This window comes from Pseudomonas sp. GWSMS-1 (genome assembly GCF_049847425.1).
Classification (GTDB): Bacteria; Pseudomonadota; Gammaproteobacteria; order Pseudomonadales; family Pseudomonadaceae; genus Aquipseudomonas.
This window is the reverse complement of the sequence record NZ_JBMHHV010000003.1, coordinates 457,688-477,115: the sequence shown is the minus strand read 5'-3', so window position 1 is coordinate 477,115 and position 19,428 is coordinate 457,688. Positions and strand designations below refer to the sequence as shown.

Here is a 19,428-nt window from a genome sequence, read left to right as displayed (position 1 = left end):
GCTAAAAATGGAATTTCTCGAGAAACTGAACAGCCTTTCTGCAAAAATTCGTCAGCAAGCAAGTGCCATTAAAACTGAAGAAGCAACAAAAAATGCATTTGTCATGCCATTTATAAACACCATTCTTGGCTATGATGTCTTTGACCCAAGAGAAGTTACCCCTGAGTTCGTCTGCGATATCGGAACAAAGAAGGGTGAGAAAATTGACTACGCCATCTTAAAAGATGGTGAAATTCAAATATTAATAGAATGCAAGAAAATTGGCGAACCACTAAACGTCAATCATGCTTCACAACTATTCCGTTACTTCCACGTAACAAACGCGCGAATTTCAATCTTAACCAATGGTCAAATTTATAAATTCTTCACGGACCTTGACGCTCCAAACAAGATGGACCAAAAGCCCTTTCTCGAACTCGATCTATTAGACATAGATGAACACGCAGTGCCTGAGCTTGTAAAACTTACAAAATCAGCCTTCGATGTCGAGTCGATAGTAAACGCAGCTGGCGAGCTGAAGTATGTAAGTCAAATCAAGAAAGAAATTGCCCTCCAATTCACCAAACCGGATGACGATTTCGTTAAATTTTTCGCATCTCGCGTTTATGAAGGAATGATCACGCAAAAAGTACGTGAGCAATTTTCTGAACTAACCAGAAAGGCAGTCGCACAGTTTTTGAATGACCAAATAAATGATCGACTTAAATCTGCGATGAGCGGTGCAATTCAACCGAGCTACGCCACCGTCACGACGACTCCCGCTGATGTGGAAAACGAAAAGCCTGACGAGTCTGCTGAAGACAAAATCATGACGACCATAGAAGAGCTAGAGGGTTATCACATAGTAAAAGCAATTGTCCGATCCGTTGTAGATGCCAAACGGATAATTCAGCGCGACACGCAGAGTTACTTCGGCATTTTGCTGGATGACAACAATCGCAAGCCAATTTGCCGTTTACACTTCAATCGTCTACAAAAATACATCGGCATATTTGATCAAGAAAAAAACGAAACTCGCCACCCGATCAGTTCGCTTGATGAAATTTATGACTTTGCTGATCAGCTAAAGACAACCATCAGTTTCTATTAGAACGGCGTCGTAGGATGGGTTGAGCGCAGCGATACCCATCAATACCAAAACAAAAGGCCCGTCAATCGACGGGCCTTTTGTTTTCAAATACCAACTTAGCGGTTAAGCCACCGCCGCCTCGCTGCGACGCTCAAGCTTCTTCACCTGATACTCCCGCGCCGCCTGATGAAACGCCTCCAGCAGTGCGTTGTAATCGGCCTTCTCCCAATAGCGATACTCTGGATGCCACTGCACGCCAACGGCAAACGCCTTGGCGCCGATCACGCTGACCGCCTCGATCTGCCCATCCTCGGCCACGGCTTCAACCTGCAAGCCCTCGCCCAGTCGATCAATACCCTGACCATGCAACGAGTTGACCTTGACCTGCCGTTCGCCGAACAGCGTATGCAGCACGCCACCCTCGGTCAGGGTTACGTTGTGAATCGGGCCGTAAGCCACGTCGTCCGGCACGTCTTTCACTTCACGGTGATCAAGCCGCCCTTCAACCTCATGCACCTCACGGTGCAGGGTGCCGCCGAACAGTACGTTGAGTTCCTGCACGCCTCGGCAGATGCCGAGGAAGGGAATGCCGCGCTCCAGGCAGGTGCGCATAAGGCGCAGTACGGTTTCATCGCGGGGTTTGTCGGCCAGGCCTAGGCCGGGATGCTCGTCGCCATAGAAGCTGGGGTGCACGTTTGAAAGCGAGCCGCCGAACATAATGCCGCTGACGCTATCCAGCACGGTATCCATGTCCAGGTCATCGCCGAAGGCCGGGATCATCAGCGGGAAGGCACCGAAGCCAGTGACGGCGTGGATGTACTTCTCGCCCACTAGGTGAAACCAGCCGATATCACGGCTGGTCAGCTGCCAACGACACAGGGGAAGGCCAATCATGGGTTTTGTCATTTTGGGAGTCCTCTTCATTAATAATTGAAGTGGGCTGCCCTTGGGAGAGCGGGCTTACGGGCCAGGAAACCCTGAACCCGCTCACCCAAGGGGTGCCGTAACCGGTGGTCACTGCACCAACGCCGCGCCCGCGCGGCTGGTTTGTTGCGTAAAGCGGTTGTTGCTTGATGGGTATCGCTGCGCTCAACCCATCCTACGGAAACTGAAAAAAGGGGGCTGATCCTGCGATCAGCCCCCTGGGTGTTACTTAGCCATTGCTCGGGAAGGCAAACTGAGCCGCTTCGTGCGAAGCGCGTTGCGGCCAACGTTGGGTGATGGCTTTTTTGCGGGTGTAGAAGCGCACACCGTCTGGGCCGTAGGCGTGCAGGTCGCCGAACAGCGAGCGCTTCCAGCCGCCGAAGCTGTGGTAAGCCACAGGGACCGGCAGCGGTACGTTGACGCCGACCATGCCGACTTCGATTTCGTCGCAGAACAGGCGGGCGGCTTCACCGTCGCGGGTGAAGATGCAAGTGCCGTTGCCGTATTCGTGATCGTTGATCAGCTGCATGGCTTGTTCCAGGCTGCCGACGCGGACGATGCACAGCACTGGGCCGAAGATTTCGTCGGTGTAGATGGTCATCTCCGGGGTCACCTTGTCGAACAGGGTGCCGCCGACGAAGAAGCCGTTCTCGTTGCCGGCAACCACCAGGTCGCGACCGTCGACCACCAGGCTTGCGCCCTGGGCCACGCCGGCGTCGATATAACCTTTGACCTTGTCACGCGCTGCGCCAGTAACCAGCGGGCCCATGTCCAGACCGCAGGAGGTGCCGGCACCGATTTTCAGCGCTTTGATTTGCGGCACGATCTTCTCGACCAGTGCATCGGCGATCTGGTCGCCCACGCATACGGCTACCGAGATGGCCATGCAGCGCTCGCCGCAAGAACCGTAGGCCGCGCCCATCAGTGCGCTGACGGCGTTGTCCAGGTCGGCATCGGGCATCAGTACGGCGTGGTTCTTCGCGCCGCCCAGGGCCTGCACGCGCTTACCGCGCTTGGTGCCTTCGCTGTAGATGTATTCGGCAATCGGCGTGGAGCCGACAAAGCTCAGGGCTTTGACTTCCGGCGCTTCGATCAGCGCGTCGACTGCTTCCTTGTCGCCGTGCACCACGTTGAGCACGCCTTTCGGCAGGCCGGCCTCTTGCAGCAGTTGAGCGATATACAGGGTGGAGCTTGGGTCGCGCTCGGACGGCTTCAAGATGAAGCAGTTACCGCAGACGATGGCCAGCGGGTACATCCACAGCGGCACCATGGCCGGGAAGTTGAACGGGGTGATGCCGGCCACGACGCCGATTGGCTGCATGTCGCTCCAGGCGTCGATGTTCGGGCCGACGTTGCGGCTGTACTCGCCCTTGAGAATTTCCGGGGCGGCGCAGGCAAACTCGACGTTTTCGATGCCGCGCTTGAGTTCACCGGCGGCGTCTTCCAGGGTCTTGCCGTGCTCTTCGCTGATCAGCTTGGAGATAGTCGCTTCGTGCTGCTCGAGCAGTTGCTTGAAGCGGAACATCACCTGGGCGCGCTTGGCCGGCGGGTGTTGCGCCAGGCTGGGAAGGCGCTCTTGGCCGAGTCGATGGCCAGTTGCATGGTGGCGCGGTCGGCCAGGGCAACCTGCTTGCTGACTTCACCGGTGGACGGGTTGAACACGTCAGCGCTACGGCCAGTACCGGCGATCATTTCGCCGTGGATCAGGTGGGTTACGGTGGTCATAAAAACTCCATTAGCAAATTCTTTGGGGCGGCCTTGGTCGCCAGAGTGTTCTGTCTTGGGAGGAGCCGTGCGGCGATCCGCTGGGCGGCACCCCGCTTTAGCCGCGACATTGCGCAGTCGCGGCTAAAGCCCCTCCCACAGGAATTAGTCGAGAGTGTTCAGCACATCGCCGACGGCGTTGAACACGGAGTCCAGCTGCTCAGGCGTGGTGTTGAAGGTTGGCCCGAACTGCAAGGTGTCGCCGCCGAAGCGCACGTAGAAGCCGGCGTTCCACAGTTTGATGCCGGCCTCGAATGGGCGGATCACCGGGTCGCCATCGCGCGGGGTAATCTGAATCGCACCAGCCAGGCCACAGTTGCGGATGTCGACGACGTTCTTGCTGCCTTTGAGGCTGTGCAGCTTCTCTTCAAAAATCGGTGCCAGGGCAGCGGATTGCTCGATCAGGTTGTCGCGTTTGAGCAGCTCTAGGGTAGCCAGGCCGGCGGCGCAGGCAACCGGGTGGCCCGAGTAGGTGTAGCCGTGGCCGAACTCGACCATGTGCTCGGGGATCGCCTGGTTCATAAAGGTGTTGTAGATCTCGCTGGAAGCAATCACCGCGCCCAGCGGAATCGCGCCGTTGGTGACCTGTTTGGCGGTGTTCATGATGTCCGGGGTCACGCCGAAGAATTCGGCGCCAGTCCATTTACCCATGCGGCCGTAAGCGGTGATCACTTCGTCGAAAATCAGCAGGATGTTGTGCTGGGTGCAGATTTCGCGCAGGCGCTGCAGGTAGCCGACTGGCGGCACAATCACACCGGCGGAACCGGACATAGGTTCAACGATCACCGCGGCAATGTTGGAAGCGTCGTGCAGTTCGATCAGTTTCAGCAGTTCGTTGGCCAACTCAACGCCACCGGTCTCGGCCATGCCCTTGGTGAAGGCCAGGTGCGACTGCAGGGTGTGCGGCAGGTGATCGGCATCCATCATCTGGCCGAACATTTTGCGGTTACCGCCGATGCCGCCCAGCGAGGTGCCGGCGATGTTTACGCCGTGGTAGCCACGGGCACGGCCGATAAATTTGGTTTTGCTCGGTTGGCCTTTCAGACGCCAGTAGGCGCGCGCCATCTTCACCGAGGTGTCGGCGCACTCGGAGCCTGAGTCGGTGTAGAACACGTGATCGAGGCCGGCGGGTGTCAGCTCGGTGATTTTCTCAGCCAGCTGATAGGACAGCGGGTGGCCGTACTGGAAGCCCGGCGCGTAATCGAGGGTGCCCAGTTGCTTGGCCACGGCTTCCTGAATTTCCTTGCGGTTATGCCCAGCGCCACATGTCCACAGCCCGGACAGGCTGTCGAAGATGCGCCGGCCCTTGTCGTCGATAAAGTGGTTACCGTCGGCACCGACGATCAGGCGCGGGTCACGCTTGAAGTTGCGGTTAGCCGAAAACGGCATCCAATGCGCATCCAGTTTGAGCTGACTGGCCAGGGACGGGACTTCGGTCTGCAACATGGTCATGGTGGCCTCGCGTATAGGCGGCTGAGCGTTCTAGGGGCTGGGTAAAGCGAATCTGTTGCCAGCAAAGGTGCCACGGGCTTAGAGTCAGGAAAACACGACTCTTCTTATCTTTAGTTAACTTTCCACTAAACAATGAGCCGCTACCCATGAGCACCCGCCGCCCCGATCCGCTGGCCCAGGTCAGTGATTTTGATATTCGTCTGCTCAAGCTGTTTCGCAGCGTGGTGGAGTGCGGCGGTTTTTCCGCGGCAGAAAGCGCCCTGGGCATCGGCCGCTCGGCGATCAGCCAGCAGATGAGCGACCTTGAACAACGCCTCGGCCTGCGTCTGTGCCAACGCGGGCGCGCCGGTTTTGCCCTGACCGAGGAAGGCCGCGAGGTGTATCAGAGCACCCAGCAACTGCTGGCGGCGCTGGAAAGTTTTCGTACCGAGGTCAACGGCCTGCACCAGCACCTGCGCGGTGAGCTGAATATCGGCCTGACCGACAACCTGGTGACGGTGCCGCACATGCGCATCACCAATGCCCTGGCGCAGCTGAAAACCCAGGGGCCGGATGTGCGCATTCATATCCGCATGACCCCGCCAAGCGAGGTCGAACAAGGCGTACTCGACGGCCGCTTGCACATTGGCGTAGTGCCGCAAGTGGGCGCGCTGTCTGGCCTGGAGTACCAGACGCTGTACGACGAGCGCTCGCTGCTCTACTGCGCCGTCGGCCACCCGCTGTTTTATGTCGATGATCGGCAGCTTGAAGACGCACGGCTGAACGATCAGGAAGCCATTGCGCCGACCTTCCGCTTACCGCCCGAAGTGCAGAATCACTACCAAGTGCTTAATTGCACCGCCAGCGCCTCGGACCGCGAAGGCATGGCGTTTCTGATTCTCACCGGGCGCTACATCGGCTACCTGCCCGACCACTACGCCCAAGCCTGGGTGCAGCAAGGCCGGCTGCGCGTACTCAAGCCCGACAGCCGCTTCTACGACGTCAGCCTGGCCTCGGTCACCCGCAAAGGCCGCCGCCCGCACTTGGTGCTGGAGAGTTTTCTGGAGGCGCTGGCCGAAGCCTAAGGCAGGCCACAGCCCGCACAACAACAGTGCAGCCCCCGCCCAAACAGAGGCGAAGGCGCTTTTTCCAGCCCTTGCGCTTGTCTACTCGGCGGCGCTGGGGTATCAGTGCTGTCGTCCGACAAACTGACCACTGCGGAACCGCCCATGACTGTTGAAGTACTTGCGCACATTGCCGACCCGAACGCCAAACCGGCCGGGCGTATTCGGCAGAAAAATGAACAGGCAATCATCAAGGCTGCCGAAGACGAGTTCGCCAAGCACGGCTTCAAAGGCACCAGCATGAACACCATCGCGCAGAGCGTCGGGCTGCCGAAGGCCAACCTGCATTACTACTTCAGCAACAAGCTGGGCCTTTATCAGGCGGTGTTGGTGAACATCCTCGAGTTGTGGGACAACAGCTTCAACACCGTCAGCGTCGAGGATGATCCCGCTGCCGCCATTGCGCGTTATATCCGCGCCAAGATGGAATTCTCGCGCCGCCACCCGAAAGCCTCGCGCATCTATGCCATGGAAGTGATCAGCGGTGGCGAGCACCTGTCGCAGATGCTCGACCAAGACTACCAGGCCTGGTTTCGTGGCCGCGCGGCGGTCTTCGCCGCCTGGAGCGCCGCCGGCAAGATGGACCCGGTTGACCCCGCGCACCTGATTTTTCTGATTTGGAGCGGCACCCAACACTACGCCGACTTTGCCTCGCAGATTTGCCGTGTGACCGGGCGCTCGCGCCTGGTAAAAGCCGATTATGAAGAGGCGACCGAGCAGTTGATCACTATCATCCTCAAGGGCTGCGGCCTGACCCCTCCCGCCAAAGACGCCTGATGCCGTTCACTCTGATTAGCCCTTGCGAGTACCGCGAGGAGATTCGCAAAAGCCGCTTTCTAGCCCTCGCCTCGCCCGTCACCAGCGCGGCCGAGGCGCAGGCGTTTATCACCACGCACAGCGACCCCAGCGCCAGCCATAACTGCTGGGCCTGGAAGGTCGGCCAGCAGTACCGTTTCAGTGACGACGGTGAGCCCGGCGGTACGGCTGGGCGGCCGATACTCGCGGCCATTGAAGCGCAGGACATGGACCAGGTCGCGGTGCTGGTGATCCGCTGGTACGGTGGCATCCAGCTCGGCACCGGCGGCCTGGCCCGCGCCTACGGCGGCAGCGCCAACAAATGCCTGCAAACGGCGCCACGCGTTGAGCTGGTCGCCCGTGAGCACTACCGCTGCCACTGCCTGTTCGCCGAACTGCCGCTGCTCAAAGCGCGATTCAGCGACCTCGACTGCCTGCTGGAAAGCGAAAGCTACGACGCCACTGGCGCCGAACTGCTCCTGGCTGTACCTGCACCAAGGGTTGCCGAGCTGCAACGGCTGCTGGCGGATATCAGCCGTGGGCGGGTTGAGTTGCAGGCGCAGTAGACTCACTGCACTACGCTTCCTCATTGTGGCTGTGAGCTTGCTGCCTATTTCACGAATTATCGCGGGCAAGCCCACTCCTACAGGGGTTGCGGTGTGACCGAGATGGAAGTTTTTGCACTATTTTGTAGGAGCGGGCTTGCCCGCGATCAATATCCAATACACCACGAGAGGCAATGGAATGCCTACAAAACCCCATGGTTGCAACCTGCGGCGAGGCCGCTATTCAGAGCCGGACCGCATTTACCTGCTAACCAGCACCCTACTGCAGCGCCGTTCGCTATTCAGCGATTTCAAACTGGCCCGCTTGCTGATCACTGAACTACGCGCAGCCCATGAGCAACACCAGGTCACGTCTATGGCCTGGGTGGTGATGCCCGATCACCTGCACTGGCTTATCCAGCTGCAGACAGGCTCTCTGGATGAACTGATGCGCCGGATCAAAAGCAACAGCGCACGGCAGATCAATAAGCACCTCGGCACACACGGCCCAATTTGGCAGCCGGGTTATCACGACCGTGCGCTGCGTCGGGATGAAGATCTGCATTCGGCGGCTCGTTATATAGTCGCCAATCCACTACGTGCCGGCCTGGTGAAGCGCATTGGCGATTACCCGTTATGGGATGCGGTGTGGCTGTGAGTGTGCGCCGGTCTCAGGATTTATCGCGGGCAAGCCCGCTCCTACAGAGACAGCAGCGTTACGAAAATCTCTAATCACACACGCTCACTTGTAGGAGCGGGGGGGCGCCCAGTTATTGCCCGCGATGCGCCAAAACGAACCAACCCTCAAGACGGCGCACCAAGCTGGAGCCTTCTGTAGGCATGGGGTTACGGCGAGGCATTGGCTAGCACGGCGCAGCGGCTTTTCTGACTCACTGGCCAGCTTTTTGCTTTAGCCAGGTCAGTTGTCATTCCTGAGCCACTGCCCATGTCCAGTTCACCTTCTGCTCCACGCTTGCAGCTAAGCGGTATCAGCAAGCGCTACCCCGGCTGCCTGGCCAACGACCGTATCGATTTGAGTATCGCGCCTGGGGAAATTCATGCGCTGCTTGGCGAAAACGGTGCGGGTAAAAGCACCCTGATGAAAATCATCTACGGCGTGACTCAGCCCAGCAGCGGCGAGATTCGCTGGCACGGCGAGCCGCTGAAGATGCGCGACCCGGCCATGGCCCGCAGCCTCGGCGTGGGCATGGTGTTTCAGCATTTCTCGCTGTTCGAGACCCTAACGGTGGCCGAGAACATCGCCCTGGCGATGGGCGCAGCAGCCGGCACGCCGAAGCAGCTGGAGCCGAAAATCCGCGAGGTGTCACAGCGCTACGGCATGGCCCTGGAGCCGGGGCGGTTGGTGCACAGCCTGTCCATTGGCGAACGGCAGCGGGTGGAAATCGTGCGCTGCCTGATGCAGGACATCAAACTTTTGATCCTCGATGAGCCGACCTCGGTGCTCACCCCGCAGGAGGCCGACGAGCTGTTCGTCACCCTGCGCCGCTTGGCTGCCGAGGGCTGCAGCATTCTGTTTATCAGCCACAAACTCGGCGAAGTACGCGCCCTGTGCCAGAGCGCCACGGTGCTACGCGGTGGCCGCGTATCTGGGCATTGCGTACCGGCCGAGTGCTCAGACTTAGAGCTGGCGCGGCTGATGGTCGGCGACGCCGAAGGCCTGGAAAGCAGTTACCCGAAAGCTGAGGGCGGCCTGCCGCGCCTGCGCGTGGATGATCTCAGCTGGCACAACGCCGACCCGTTCGGCTGCACCCTCAGCCATATCCGTCTGGACGTGCGCAGCGGCGAGATCGTCGGGATTGCCGGCGTTGCGGGTAACGGTCAGGACGAACTGCTGGCCCTGCTTAGCGGCGAAACCCGCCTGTCGCGCAGCGAGCGCGAACGCATCAGCCTGGATACGCAACCGATTGCCGACCTGTACCCGGACGCGCGGCGCAAACTGGGCCTGGCCTTTGTCCCCGCCGAGCGCCTGGGCCACGGCGCGGTGCCGGATATGAGCCTGGCCGACAACGCCCTGCTCACCGCCTTTCAGCAAGGCCTGCTGAGTAAGGGGCTGATTCAGCGCAGCAAGGTGCGCGCCCTGGCTGACCAGATCATCCAGCGCTTTGCGGTGAAAACCCCAGATGCCGATGCACCGGCGCGTAGTCTGTCCGGCGGCAATCTGCAGAAATTTATCCTCGGCCGCGAGATTCTGCAGAACCCGAAACTGCTGGTGGCGGCGCACCCAACCTGGGGCGTGGATGTCGGCGCGGCGGCGGCGATTCATCGCGCGCTGATTGCCCTGCGCGATGCCGGCGCGGCGATTCTGGTGATCTCCGAAGACCTCGACGAGCTGTTCCAGATCAGCGACCGCATCGGCGCGCTGTGCAGCGGCAAGCTCTCGCCCCTGGCCGCCACCGCAGAAACTGAAGCAGTAGAAGTCGGCCGCTGGATGGCCGGCGAATTCGCTGTGCTGCCCCCTATCACAAGCCTGCTCGCAGCGCCTGCTGCCAGCCTGAGCTGACGGAGTTTTCCATGCTGTTATCCCTCGAACCGCGTGGCCAGCAATCGCGCGCCATGCTCTGGCTATCGCCGCTGCTCGCCGCGGTGCTGACTCTGTGCAGCGGCGCGCTGTTATTCGCCCTGCTCGGCCATGACCCGCTGGAAACGCTACATACCCTGCTGGTTGCACCACTGACCGACTGGTACGGGGTATCGGAACTGTTGGTCAAAGCGCTGCCGATTCTGCTCTGCGCCCTAGGCCTAGCTGTGGCCTACCAGGCGCGCATCTGGAATATCGGCGCGGAAGGCCAGCTGCTGCTCGGCGCGCTGGCCGGCAGCGCCATGGCGATTCAGATTATCGACTGGGACAGCCGCTGGGCGCTGGTTTGGGTGGTGCTCGCCGGCATAGCCGCCGGCGCGGCCTGGGGCGGCCTGACCGCCTGGCTGCGCACTCAGTTCAATGCCAACGAAATCCTCACCAGCATCATGCTCAACTACATCGCGCTGAACCTGCTGCTGTTCTTCGTGCATGGCCCGTTGAAAGACCCGGCCGGTTTCAACTTCCCCGAGTCAGCGATGTTCGGCGATGCCAGCCGCCTGCCGCTTGTGAGCGAAGACGGCCGCCTGCACGCCGGTTTGTATTTCGCCCTGCTGGCGCTGGTGGCGGTATGGGTGCTGCTGCAGAAAAGCTTTCTTGGCTTCCAGATCAAGGTGCTCGGCCTCGACCGCCGCGCCGCCGGCTTTGTTGGCTTTCGTGAAAAGCGCCTGGTGTGGTTCGCCCTGCTGGTCAGCGGCGGCCTGGCCGGGCTGGCGGGTGTTGGCGAAGTGGCTGGGCCGATTGGCCAACTGGTGCCACAGGTTTCGCCCGGTTATGGCTATGCGGCCATTACCGTGGCCTTTCTCGGCCGCCTCAACCCGCTCGGCATTGTATTCGCCAGCTTGCTGATGGCGCTGTTGTATCTGGGCGGCGAGAACGCGCAGATGACCATGAACCTGCCTCAAGCGATCACCCAGCTGTTCCAGGGAATGATGCTGTTCTTCCTGCTCGCCTGCGATGTGCTGATCCTTTATCGGCCACGGCTGAAATTGAAGTGGGCGCAGCGCAAAGCCAACGTAGAAGCACTGGCCTGACAACGAACCTGTAGGAGCGGCCGGGGGCGTACCGCTTGCTCGCGATTCGCGGCGACACTGATCGCGAGCAAGAACTGGGCGTCCCCCTCGCTCCTACAAAAGCTATACGCATAGGAATTCCCGATGGATCTCGACCTGTTGAGCAATATTTTCTACGCCATGGTGCGCACCGGTACACCGCTGCTGCTGGTCGCCTTAGGCGAACTGGTGTGCGAGAAGAGCGGCGTACTTAACCTCGGCCAGGAAGGCATGATGCTGTTTGGCGCGGTGATCGGCTTTATCGTTGCCCTAAGCACCGGCAACCTGTGGCTCGGTGTGCTGCTGGCGATGGCGGCGGGCATGTTGCTGTCGATGCTGTTCGCCGCTGTGGCCTTGGGCTTTAACGCCAACCAGGTGGCCACCGGGCTGGCCTTGACCATTTTTGGCGTCGGCCTGTCGACCTTTGTTGGCGCGGCGTGGGTGGGTAAACCGCTGACAGGTTTCGAACCCATCGCCATCCCGCTGCTCAGCGAAATTCCGCTAATCGGGCGCATGCTGTTCGACCAGGACGTGCTGGTGTACCTGTCCTTCGCTCTATTCGGCCTGGTGGCCTGGGTTCTGCTGAAAAGCCGCATCGGCTTGATCATCCAGGCCGTTGGCGAAAACCCCGATGCCGCCAGTGCCATGGGCCTGCCGGTGCTGCGCGTGCGCACCCTGGCTGTGCTGTTCGGCGGCGCCATGGCTGGACTGGCGGGCGGTTATCTATCGTTGGCTTATACGCCAATGTGGGCAGAAAACATGACCGCCGGACGCGGCTGGATCGCCCTCGCGCTGGTGGTATTCGCCAGCTGGCGGGTATTTCGTGTGCTGCTCGGCGCCTACCTGTTCGGCCTGGCCAGCATCATCCATTTGGTCGCCCAAGGTATCGGCCTGTCGATCCCGTCCAACCTGCTGGCGATGCTGCCGTATGTAGCGACGATTCTGGTGCTGGTACTGCTCTCGCGCGATGCGATCAAAACCCGCCTGTTCGCCCCTGTCTCGCTGGGCAAACCCTGGCAGCCAGGGCACTGACCCACGCCTACGCACCAGCAGGCAGCACGACCTGCACCTTACGCACCAGCACAGCACCACCGCAGAACCCCGCTCCGGCGGGTTCTGCGTAATAGCGCGGCATTACGCGCTAATTGTCCAGTTGGTCAGCTTTTTGCAATCCAACCTGTAGCTGTTTAATCGGCCACCCCAACACACACTGGAGTTTCATTGACCATGCAGAAGAAGAAGAGCAAAAAACCGCTGCTGCGCGCCCTTGTCGCCGCCCTAGGTTTCAGCGCCACCCTGGGTGCATCCGCCGCTGAACCACTGAAGGTTGGCTTTGTGTACATCGGCCCAATTGGCGACCACGGCTGGACTTACCAGCATGAGCAAGGCCGCCAGGCGGTGATCAAAGAGCTGGGCGACAAGGTCGAAACCAGCTACGTGGAAAACGTGCCAGAAGGCGCAGACGCCGAGCGGGTTATCCGCAACATGGCCAAAGGCGGTTATGACCTGATCTTCACCACCTCCTTCGGCTACATGAACCCAACGCTGAAAGTGGCCAAGCAGTTCCCGAAGGTCACCTTCGAGCACGCCACCGGCTACAAGCAGGACAAGAACGTCGGCACCTACCTGTCGCGCTCTTATGAAGGCCGTTACGTCGGTGGTTTCCTCGCGGCAAAGATGACCAAAACCAAGAAAATCGGCTATGTCGCCTCCTTCCCAATCCCGGAAGTGCTCCGCGATATCAACGCCATTCAGCTGGCACTGGACAAGTACAACCCAGGCAGCGAAATCAAAGTGGTGTGGGTCAACTCCTGGTTCGATCCGGGCAAGGAATCTGACGCGGCTAACGCACTGATCGACCAAGGCGTGGATGTGGTGTTCCAGCACACCGATAGCCCAGCACCGATCCAGACGGCCGAACGTCGTGGCGTTTACTCGGTAGGTTACGCCTCGGACATGGCTCACTTCGGGCCAAAAGCTGTGCTCACCTCGATCGTCAACGACTGGGGCCCGCACTACGTAAAATCCACTCAGGCGGTCATCGACGGCACCTGGAAGCCTCAGGATTTCTGGGGTGGTCTGGCTGAAGACACCATTCGCCTGCCGATCAGCGATCTGGTACCGGCTGACGTGAAGGCCGAAGCCGAGCAGATCATTGCGGACATCAAGAGCGGTGCCTTCCACCCGTTCACCGGGCCGATCAAGGATCAGAGCGGCGTAGAAAAGATTCCGGCTGGTGTTGCGGCGACTAACGCCGAACTGGCCTCGATGAACTACTACGTGGAAAACGTAAAGGCTGAACTGCCGAAGTAACATTCACACACCGATGCCGTCCCTGCCTCTCAGCAGAACCGCATCAGAAGGACGATGCCTTACTGGGCATCGTCCTTTTTCGCTGCCTGGAGCCTGCCGTGCTCAACCGTTCGTCGCGAGGGAAAGCTCGGCTTGAGACAGTTTTGCGGTTTTACCGAGGCGAATAGCGCGCTATTTAACGAGGGAAAGCGGCAAAAATGGCCAGATCCGAATTTTCCGCAGCAGAACAGTGTTGAGTTCGACAGGCTCCTTAGTACGAGAAGACTCGCAGCACGCCCCACCCGGAGCCTCTATGCACACCCTACCGATCATCGACATTGCCCCCCTTTACAGCAGCGACGAATCCGCTTGGCCTACTGTGGCCGAACAGATCGACCGCGCTTGCCGCGAATGGGGCTTTTTCTACATCACCGGGCACCCCATCAGCCCGGCGCGTATCAACGAGCTGCTGACTGCCGCCAAGACGCTCTTCGCCCTGCCGGCCTTAGAAAAGCTCAAGATCGACATCACCCAGACCGCTCACCATCGCGGTTATGGCGCGATTGCCACCGAACAGTTGGACCCAAGCAAACCGAGCGATTTGAAGGAAACCTTCGACATGGGTTTCCATATGCCCGCCGAGCACCCTGAGGTACTGGCCGGCAAACCGCTGCGCGGATCTAACCGTCACCCACAGCTGCCCGGCTGGGAAGAGCTGATGGAGCAGCACTACAGCGATATGCAAGCGCTGGCCAACACCCTGCTGCGCGCCATGACCATGGCCCTGGATATCGACCGCGACTTTTTCGACACACGCTTTCATGAGCCGATCAGCGTACTGCGCATGATCCATTACCCGCCGCGCCACACGGCCAGCAGCACTGAGCAGCAAGGCGCCGGGGAACACACTGATTACGGCTGCATTACCCTGCTCTACCAGGATGACGCCGGCGGTTTGCAGGTGCGCCACCGTGACGGCCAGTGGATCGACGCGCCACCGATTGCCGGCAGCTTTGTGGTGAATATCGGCGACATGCTCGCGCGTTGGAGCAACGACCGTTACACCTCAACTCCACATCGCGTGATTAGCCCGCTGGGCGTCGACCGCTACTCCATGCCGTTCTTCGCCGAGCCGCACCCGGATACCGAAATCAGCTGCCTGCCCAACTGCTCGGACGCCGCCAACCCGCCGAAATACCCGTCCGTCACCAGCGCCGAGTACCTGCTGTCGCGCTTTGCCGACACTTATGCGTATCGGCGCGAAGAACAGACTAAAGTTCAGCTGGGGTCTGCCGGAAGGTAGGGTGGATAACGCTTTTATCATCCACCACCTGCGGCACCATGAAGACCGCTCGTGGACATAAAAAGCGATGTCCACCCTACGTTGCCGACACCTATGCGTATCGGCGGGAAAACAGGCTCAAGTTTAGCTGGGGTCGGCTGCGAAGTAGGGTGGATAACGCTTTTATCATCCACCACCTGCGGCACCATAACGACCGCTCGGTGGACATAAAAAGCGTTGTTCACCCTACAGAGAATCCAACATCTGCATAGCCTTTCAATTCGGCGAAATCTGACCAAGCGGTTAAACTTGCCAACGATAACGCCTGATAACGAGATATGACCATGTACGACTGGCTCAACGCCCTGCCCAAAGCCGAATTGCATCTGCACTTGGAAGGTTCACTAGAACCCGAGCTGCTGTTTGCCCTGGCCGAGCGCAACAAAATCGCCCTGCCTTGGAATGACGTCGAAGCGCTGCGCAGTGCCTACGCCTTCAACAACCTGCAAGAGTTTCTCGACCTCTACTACGCGGGCGCCAACGTACTGCGCAGCGAGCAGGATTTCTATGACCTGACCTGGGCCTACCTGCTCAAGTGCAAGGAACAGAACGTTATCCACACCGAGCCGTTCTTCGACCCGCAGACCCACACCGACCGAGGCATTCCCTTTGAAGTGGTGCTACGCGGGATCAAGCAGGCGCTGGTGGATGGTGAGAAACAACTGGGCATCAGCCACGGCTTGATCTTGAGCTTTCTGCGTCACCTGTCCGAGGAAGAAGCGTTTAAAACCCTTGAGCAAGCCAGGCCGTTCCGCGATGCGTTTATCGCCGTGGGGCTGGACAGCTCGGAGATGGGCCATCCGCCGAGCAAGTTCCAGCGGGTATTCGACAAAGCGCGCAGCGAGGGTTACCTGACCGTGGCTCACGCCGGCGAAGAAGGCCCACCCGAGTACATCTGGGAAGCCCTGGACCTGCTGAAAATTCAGCGCATCGACCACGGTGTACGCGCCATTGAGGATGAGCGGCTGATGCAGCGCATCATCGATGAGCAGATCCCGCTGACCGTGTGCCCGCTGTCCAACACTAAACTCTGCGTGTTCGACGACATGCGCCAACACAACATCCTGCAGATGCTCGAACGCGGAGTGAAGGTCACGGTGAACTCGGACGACCCGGCCTACTTCGGCGGTTACGTCACCGAGAACTTCGCAGCTCTTCATGAAAGCCTGGGCATGACTCAAGAACAGGCCAAGCGCCTGGCGCAGAACAGCCTGGATGCGCGCCTGGTTTAAGGCACGTACAGCAAAAAATAGCCCGGCATTCGCCGGGCTATTTTTTATACGCTACTGCCGAGCATATTCGGTAACTCACGGATCAAGCTTGCAGCGCTTGCCCGTCACCATCGACAACGGCAGATTTTCCTTCAGCCGATAGCTTTCAAACAGCGCCGCCGCGATGTGCAGGCCCACCAGGGCCATCAGCGCATTGGCACAGAACTCATGAATTTGCAGCGGTAGATCGGCACCCCAGAAGTAATCGACCTCCTCCATCAGAAAGCCGGTCACGCCCAGGCCGAACATCAACAGCATCATGCCGATCATCACCAGACCACCCAGAGGCGAATGCCCCATGCGGTGGTAGTCACGCCCGCTAACGAGCGCCTTTAGGTGTTCGGTCAAACGCGCCCGAGTCGGCCAAAAATCCGCCCAGCGCGCCGCCGGTGAGCCCACAAAACCCCACAGCAAACGAATCGCCAGCCAGGCTACAGCGTAATAACCTAACCAGCGGTGCCAGTTTTCGCCCTCTTCGGTGAAGAAGTAATTCGCCAGGAAAGCGCCCGCCAGGGACCAGTGAAACAGCCTGACCACGGGATCCCACAGGCGTAGGGGCGGTGTGTTCATTAGCCTTCAACACCACCTTTGATGACTTTGCCGGTGACCGGATCAAAGTAGATTTCGACCTTTTCGCCGTCTTTGTTAAAGCCGTAGATTTCGTAGCAATTGCCGCTGGTCACTTTGAATTTCTTGATCTCGTAACCCTGGCCTTTGAGGTCTGCCTGGAACGCGTCCTGATCCTGCCACTGCGCTTTGTCAGCGGTGGTGCACTGGGTCGCAGCGAAGGTCAGCGGGCTGGCAAGCACCAGGGACAGCAGGAGTAATTTGCGCATGAGATGTTCCTTTCGAGAGAGTGGATTAACGTCTGCGTGCATACACTGCTCGGCGAAGCTTAAAACCTGCTTAAGCCCTGCAAATCTTTTCCCTGGCGCAGAAAAAACCGCACGGACCACGCTGTACAAGACAGAACGGCCGTGCGGTTCGCACAACTAAGCGGAGCCGCCTGTTGCCAGGCGGCGCGCACATCAAGATCAGAAGCTGAAGTCCACCTTGGTCCACAGCGTGCGGCCTGGTTCGTTGAAGGCTTGCGGGTCATCCGCAGAAAAACCGAACCCGGCATTACCGGCCAGGTTCAGGTGCTCGCTGTACGCCTTGTCGAACAGGTTATCCACGCCAGCGCTGAGCTTGACCTCGGGCGTCAGGCGGTAGGCGGCATTGAGCGAGAACACGGCAAAACCACTGCTTTTATCGAAGTCTTTGCCGACCACGTTACCCTTGCCCTCATCCACCCGGTTCTGCGCCGCGACCACGCGCCATAGCGCGCCAGCGCTCCAATCACTGCGCTCATAAGCCAAACCAAACCGTGCTTCCAGCGGCGGCGTTTGCCCCAGCGGGCGATCATCGGAGCTGTTCTTGCCCCAGGCATAGGCCAGGCTGGCATCGGTTTTCCAGTTGCTGTCCAGGCGATAACTCATGCCCAACTCGCCGCCCATGATGCGCGCGTCGATATTGCTGGCTTGCGAACGTACATGCCCCGGCATCATCCCAGGGCCGTAGCTGAACAGGATGTAATCACGTACTTGGCCGGCGTAGGCAGAGGCCCAGGCTTCGAGTTTGGCACCGCGGTAGTTGATGCCGATATCCAGCTGGGTGGTTTTCTCCGGTTCCAGGCTTTCCATCGGTTGCACAAAACCAATGGGGCCGGCGCTGGCGGAGAACAACTCCCAATAGTCAGGGAAGCGCTGGGTGTGACCGAGGCCGGCATACCAGGTGGCCGGCAGGCGTTGCAGGTCCTGCTCGTAGCGCACAAAGCCACTGGGCAGCGTATCACTGCGGGTTTCATCGGCCGTGGGGTTGGCACGGTCAGTCATGCCGCTGCCCAATCTCTGTCGGTAATCCTTGACCGAGGCGCGATCCAGGCGAGCGCCAGTCACCCAGCGCTCGCGCTCGCTGACCTGCCAGGTCAACTCGCCGAACAAACCGTAGTTGTGGAACTCGGCATCTTTGTCCCAGTTGAATTGGTCGTAGTCGGTGTACGTCTGGGTCATCATGTTGAAGCTGGAGGCGCGCTTGCGATGCTCGTTGCGCTGCGCGTCAACACCGGCCTTGAGTTCGACGGCTTGCCAGTTCCAAGTCCCCACCAGGCGACCACCAAGAGTGCGGCGGTCAACATTACTGGCCATGGGGTTGCGCATCATCGCCATGGCATCTTGCGGGTTAGGGCTGCGTAGGCTGAAGTTGTCCATCACGTGGTCGGCGTAGTTGTAATACACCTGCCCTTCCAGGCCTTGGAACACCTCGCCGAGATTCTCCAGGCGCACGCGCAGGCCAAGGCTTTCACGCAGGAACTGGCTGCCATCCATGCCACGCCCGGCATAACGCGCCTCACCATCGCCACGACCGGCACTGAGTTCGATCAAGGTGTCGTCATTCGGCGTCCAGCCGAGCAGCACGTCACTGTTCCATTTCTGCCAACGCGAGGGCACGGTATCGCCATTACCGTCCTGGTAATCATCGGCCTGGGCGCTGTTGCCGAGCGCGCGAACATAGCCCTGGCTGCCGCCAGCCGTGGCATCAAGACGACGATCAAAACGGCCATTGGAGCCGGCTAATACGCTGCCACCCACACGTCCGCCGAGGGTTTCAAAGCGCGGCGTGTCACGTTCAAAGAGAATCGTCGCCGCCGAGGCACCCGGGCCCCAGAGCACCGATTGTGGCCCCTTGATTACCGTCAGACGGTCAAAGTTCTCCGGCGACAGGTAGGAGGTTGGTGCATCCATCCGATTGGGGCAGGCACCGAGCAGCACGCCGCCGTCACTGAGGATGTTCAAACGCGAGCCGAACATGCCACGAAACAACGGGTCGCCATTGGCGCCGCCACTGCGGATGGCGTTAAAGCCGGGAATGGTTTTCAGGTAATCCGCACCATCGGCAGCGGGCACCGGCTGACGCGGCTGCTTGGGGTCGGTAACCACAGTGACCGGCGACTGCTGGGCCACGCCCGTGACCACCAATGGCGGCAACTGCAGCAATGATGGCTCGGTGGTTTGCGCGGCATGCGCCTGGGCGGCCAGCAGTAAACCGACGCAAAGCGGTGCCAAACGAAACGGTGCAGCAGTGATCAACAGCGAACGAGTCGACATGTTTATTCCAAAATCGAGACAAAACCAGGGTTTGCTCACCGCCGCTCAACAGCGGTGACAGACATAACAAGGGCAAT

General features: G+C 59.6%; 16 protein-coding genes and 1 pseudogene. 11 read left to right on the top strand and 6 right to left on the bottom strand.

All coding sequences use genetic code 11. The annotated features are described in order from the left end of the window. The first annotated feature begins 7 nt into the window (after positions 1 to 7). Positions 8 to 1,090: a type I restriction endonuclease gene (locus ACEPAJ_RS03145; RefSeq protein WP_425913508.1), complete on the top strand. Its 1,083-nt coding sequence runs from the start codon at positions 8 to 10 to the stop codon at positions 1,088 to 1,090. A 102-nt stretch (positions 1,091 to 1,192) separates the two neighbouring features. Here the strand turns inward: ACEPAJ_RS03145 and ACEPAJ_RS03140 are convergent, their stop codons facing one another. From ACEPAJ_RS03140 to ACEPAJ_RS03130, 3 genes and pseudogenes are all read right to left on the bottom strand, one after another. Next, positions 1,193 to 1,963 (bottom strand): gamma-glutamyl-gamma-aminobutyrate hydrolase family protein, encoded by a 771-nt coding sequence (locus tag ACEPAJ_RS03140; protein WP_425913506.1) that lies wholly within the window; start codon positions 1,961 to 1,963, stop codon positions 1,193 to 1,195. A gap of 259 nt (positions 1,964 to 2,222) precedes the next feature. After that, a pseudogene (locus ACEPAJ_RS03135) lies at positions 2,223 to 3,685 on the bottom strand (CoA-acylating methylmalonate-semialdehyde dehydrogenase). Between the two features lie 177 nt (positions 3,686 to 3,862). Further along, on the bottom strand, positions 3,863 to 5,209 hold the full coding sequence (locus tag ACEPAJ_RS03130; protein ID WP_274086317.1) for an aspartate aminotransferase family protein: 1,347 nt from the start codon (positions 5,207 to 5,209) through the stop codon (positions 3,863 to 3,865). Positions 5,210 to 5,355: 146 nt separating this feature from the next. On the opposite strand from ACEPAJ_RS03130, the gene ACEPAJ_RS03125 reads away from it, so the two are divergent. From ACEPAJ_RS03125 to ACEPAJ_RS03080, 10 genes are all read left to right on the top strand, one after another. Beyond that, on the top strand, positions 5,356 to 6,273 hold the full coding sequence (locus ACEPAJ_RS03125) for a LysR family transcriptional regulator (protein ID WP_322950315.1): 918 nt from the start codon (positions 5,356 to 5,358) through the stop codon (positions 6,271 to 6,273). A 144-nt stretch (positions 6,274 to 6,417) separates the two neighbouring features. Next, complete coding sequence (locus tag ACEPAJ_RS03120) at positions 6,418 to 7,089, top strand: TetR/AcrR family transcriptional regulator (RefSeq protein ID WP_274086319.1); 672 nt, start codon at positions 6,418 to 6,420, stop codon at positions 7,087 to 7,089. Next, complete coding sequence (locus ACEPAJ_RS03115; RefSeq protein ID WP_425913505.1) at positions 7,089 to 7,673, top strand: IMPACT family protein; 585 nt, start codon at positions 7,089 to 7,091, stop codon at positions 7,671 to 7,673. The genes ACEPAJ_RS03120 and ACEPAJ_RS03115 overlap by 1 nt, the downstream gene beginning before the upstream one ends. 178 nt (positions 7,674 to 7,851) lie before the next feature. After that, positions 7,852 to 8,310 carry an REP-associated tyrosine transposase gene (locus ACEPAJ_RS03110; protein ID WP_425913504.1) on the top strand — a complete coding sequence of 153 codons (459 nt, stop codon included), beginning with the start codon at positions 7,852 to 7,854 and terminating at the stop codon, positions 8,308 to 8,310. Between the two features lie 288 nt (positions 8,311 to 8,598). After that, positions 8,599 to 10,173, top strand: coding sequence for an ABC transporter ATP-binding protein (locus ACEPAJ_RS03105; RefSeq protein ID WP_425913503.1), 1,575 nt, complete (start codon positions 8,599 to 8,601; stop codon positions 10,171 to 10,173). An 11-nt stretch (positions 10,174 to 10,184) separates the two neighbouring features. Beyond that, entirely contained in the window at positions 10,185 to 11,282 is a 1,098-nt protein-coding gene (locus tag ACEPAJ_RS03100; protein WP_425913501.1) for an ABC transporter permease, read from the top strand. Between the two features lie 123 nt (positions 11,283 to 11,405). Beyond that, the gene (locus ACEPAJ_RS03095; RefSeq protein ID WP_425913500.1) at positions 11,406 to 12,332 is read left to right on the top strand and encodes an ABC transporter permease; all 927 of its coding nucleotides are present in this window, start codon (positions 11,406 to 11,408) and stop codon (positions 12,330 to 12,332) included. A gap of 195 nt (positions 12,333 to 12,527) precedes the next feature. Then, positions 12,528 to 13,613, top strand: a complete 1,086-nt coding sequence (locus ACEPAJ_RS03090; RefSeq protein WP_425913499.1) for a BMP family ABC transporter substrate-binding protein — start codon at positions 12,528 to 12,530, stop codon at positions 13,611 to 13,613. A 292-nt stretch (positions 13,614 to 13,905) separates the two neighbouring features. Then, positions 13,906 to 14,895, top strand: coding sequence for a 2-oxoglutarate and iron-dependent oxygenase domain-containing protein (locus tag ACEPAJ_RS03085; protein WP_425913498.1), 990 nt, complete (start codon positions 13,906 to 13,908; stop codon positions 14,893 to 14,895). A gap of 323 nt (positions 14,896 to 15,218) precedes the next feature. After that, the gene (locus ACEPAJ_RS03080) at positions 15,219 to 16,166 is read left to right on the top strand and encodes an adenosine deaminase (protein ID WP_425913497.1); all 948 of its coding nucleotides are present in this window, start codon (positions 15,219 to 15,221) and stop codon (positions 16,164 to 16,166) included. 75 nt (positions 16,167 to 16,241) lie between these two features. On the opposite strand, the gene ACEPAJ_RS03075 is transcribed toward ACEPAJ_RS03080, so the two are convergent. From ACEPAJ_RS03075 to ACEPAJ_RS03065, 3 genes are all read right to left on the bottom strand, one after another. Further along, entirely contained in the window at positions 16,242 to 16,775 is a 534-nt protein-coding gene (locus ACEPAJ_RS03075) for a cytochrome b/b6 domain-containing protein (RefSeq protein WP_425913495.1), read from the bottom strand. Continuing rightward, positions 16,775 to 17,041 carry a PepSY domain-containing protein gene (locus tag ACEPAJ_RS03070; protein ID WP_274086329.1) on the bottom strand — a complete coding sequence of 89 codons (267 nt, stop codon included), beginning with the start codon at positions 17,039 to 17,041 and terminating at the stop codon, positions 16,775 to 16,777. Before ACEPAJ_RS03070 ends, ACEPAJ_RS03075 begins: the two co-directional genes overlap by 1 nt. Positions 17,042 to 17,239: 198 nt before the next feature. Beyond that, the gene (locus ACEPAJ_RS03065; protein ID WP_425913494.1) at positions 17,240 to 19,351 is read right to left on the bottom strand and encodes a TonB-dependent copper receptor; all 2,112 of its coding nucleotides are present in this window, start codon (positions 19,349 to 19,351) and stop codon (positions 17,240 to 17,242) included. Positions 19,352 to 19,428 lie beyond the last annotated feature (77 nt).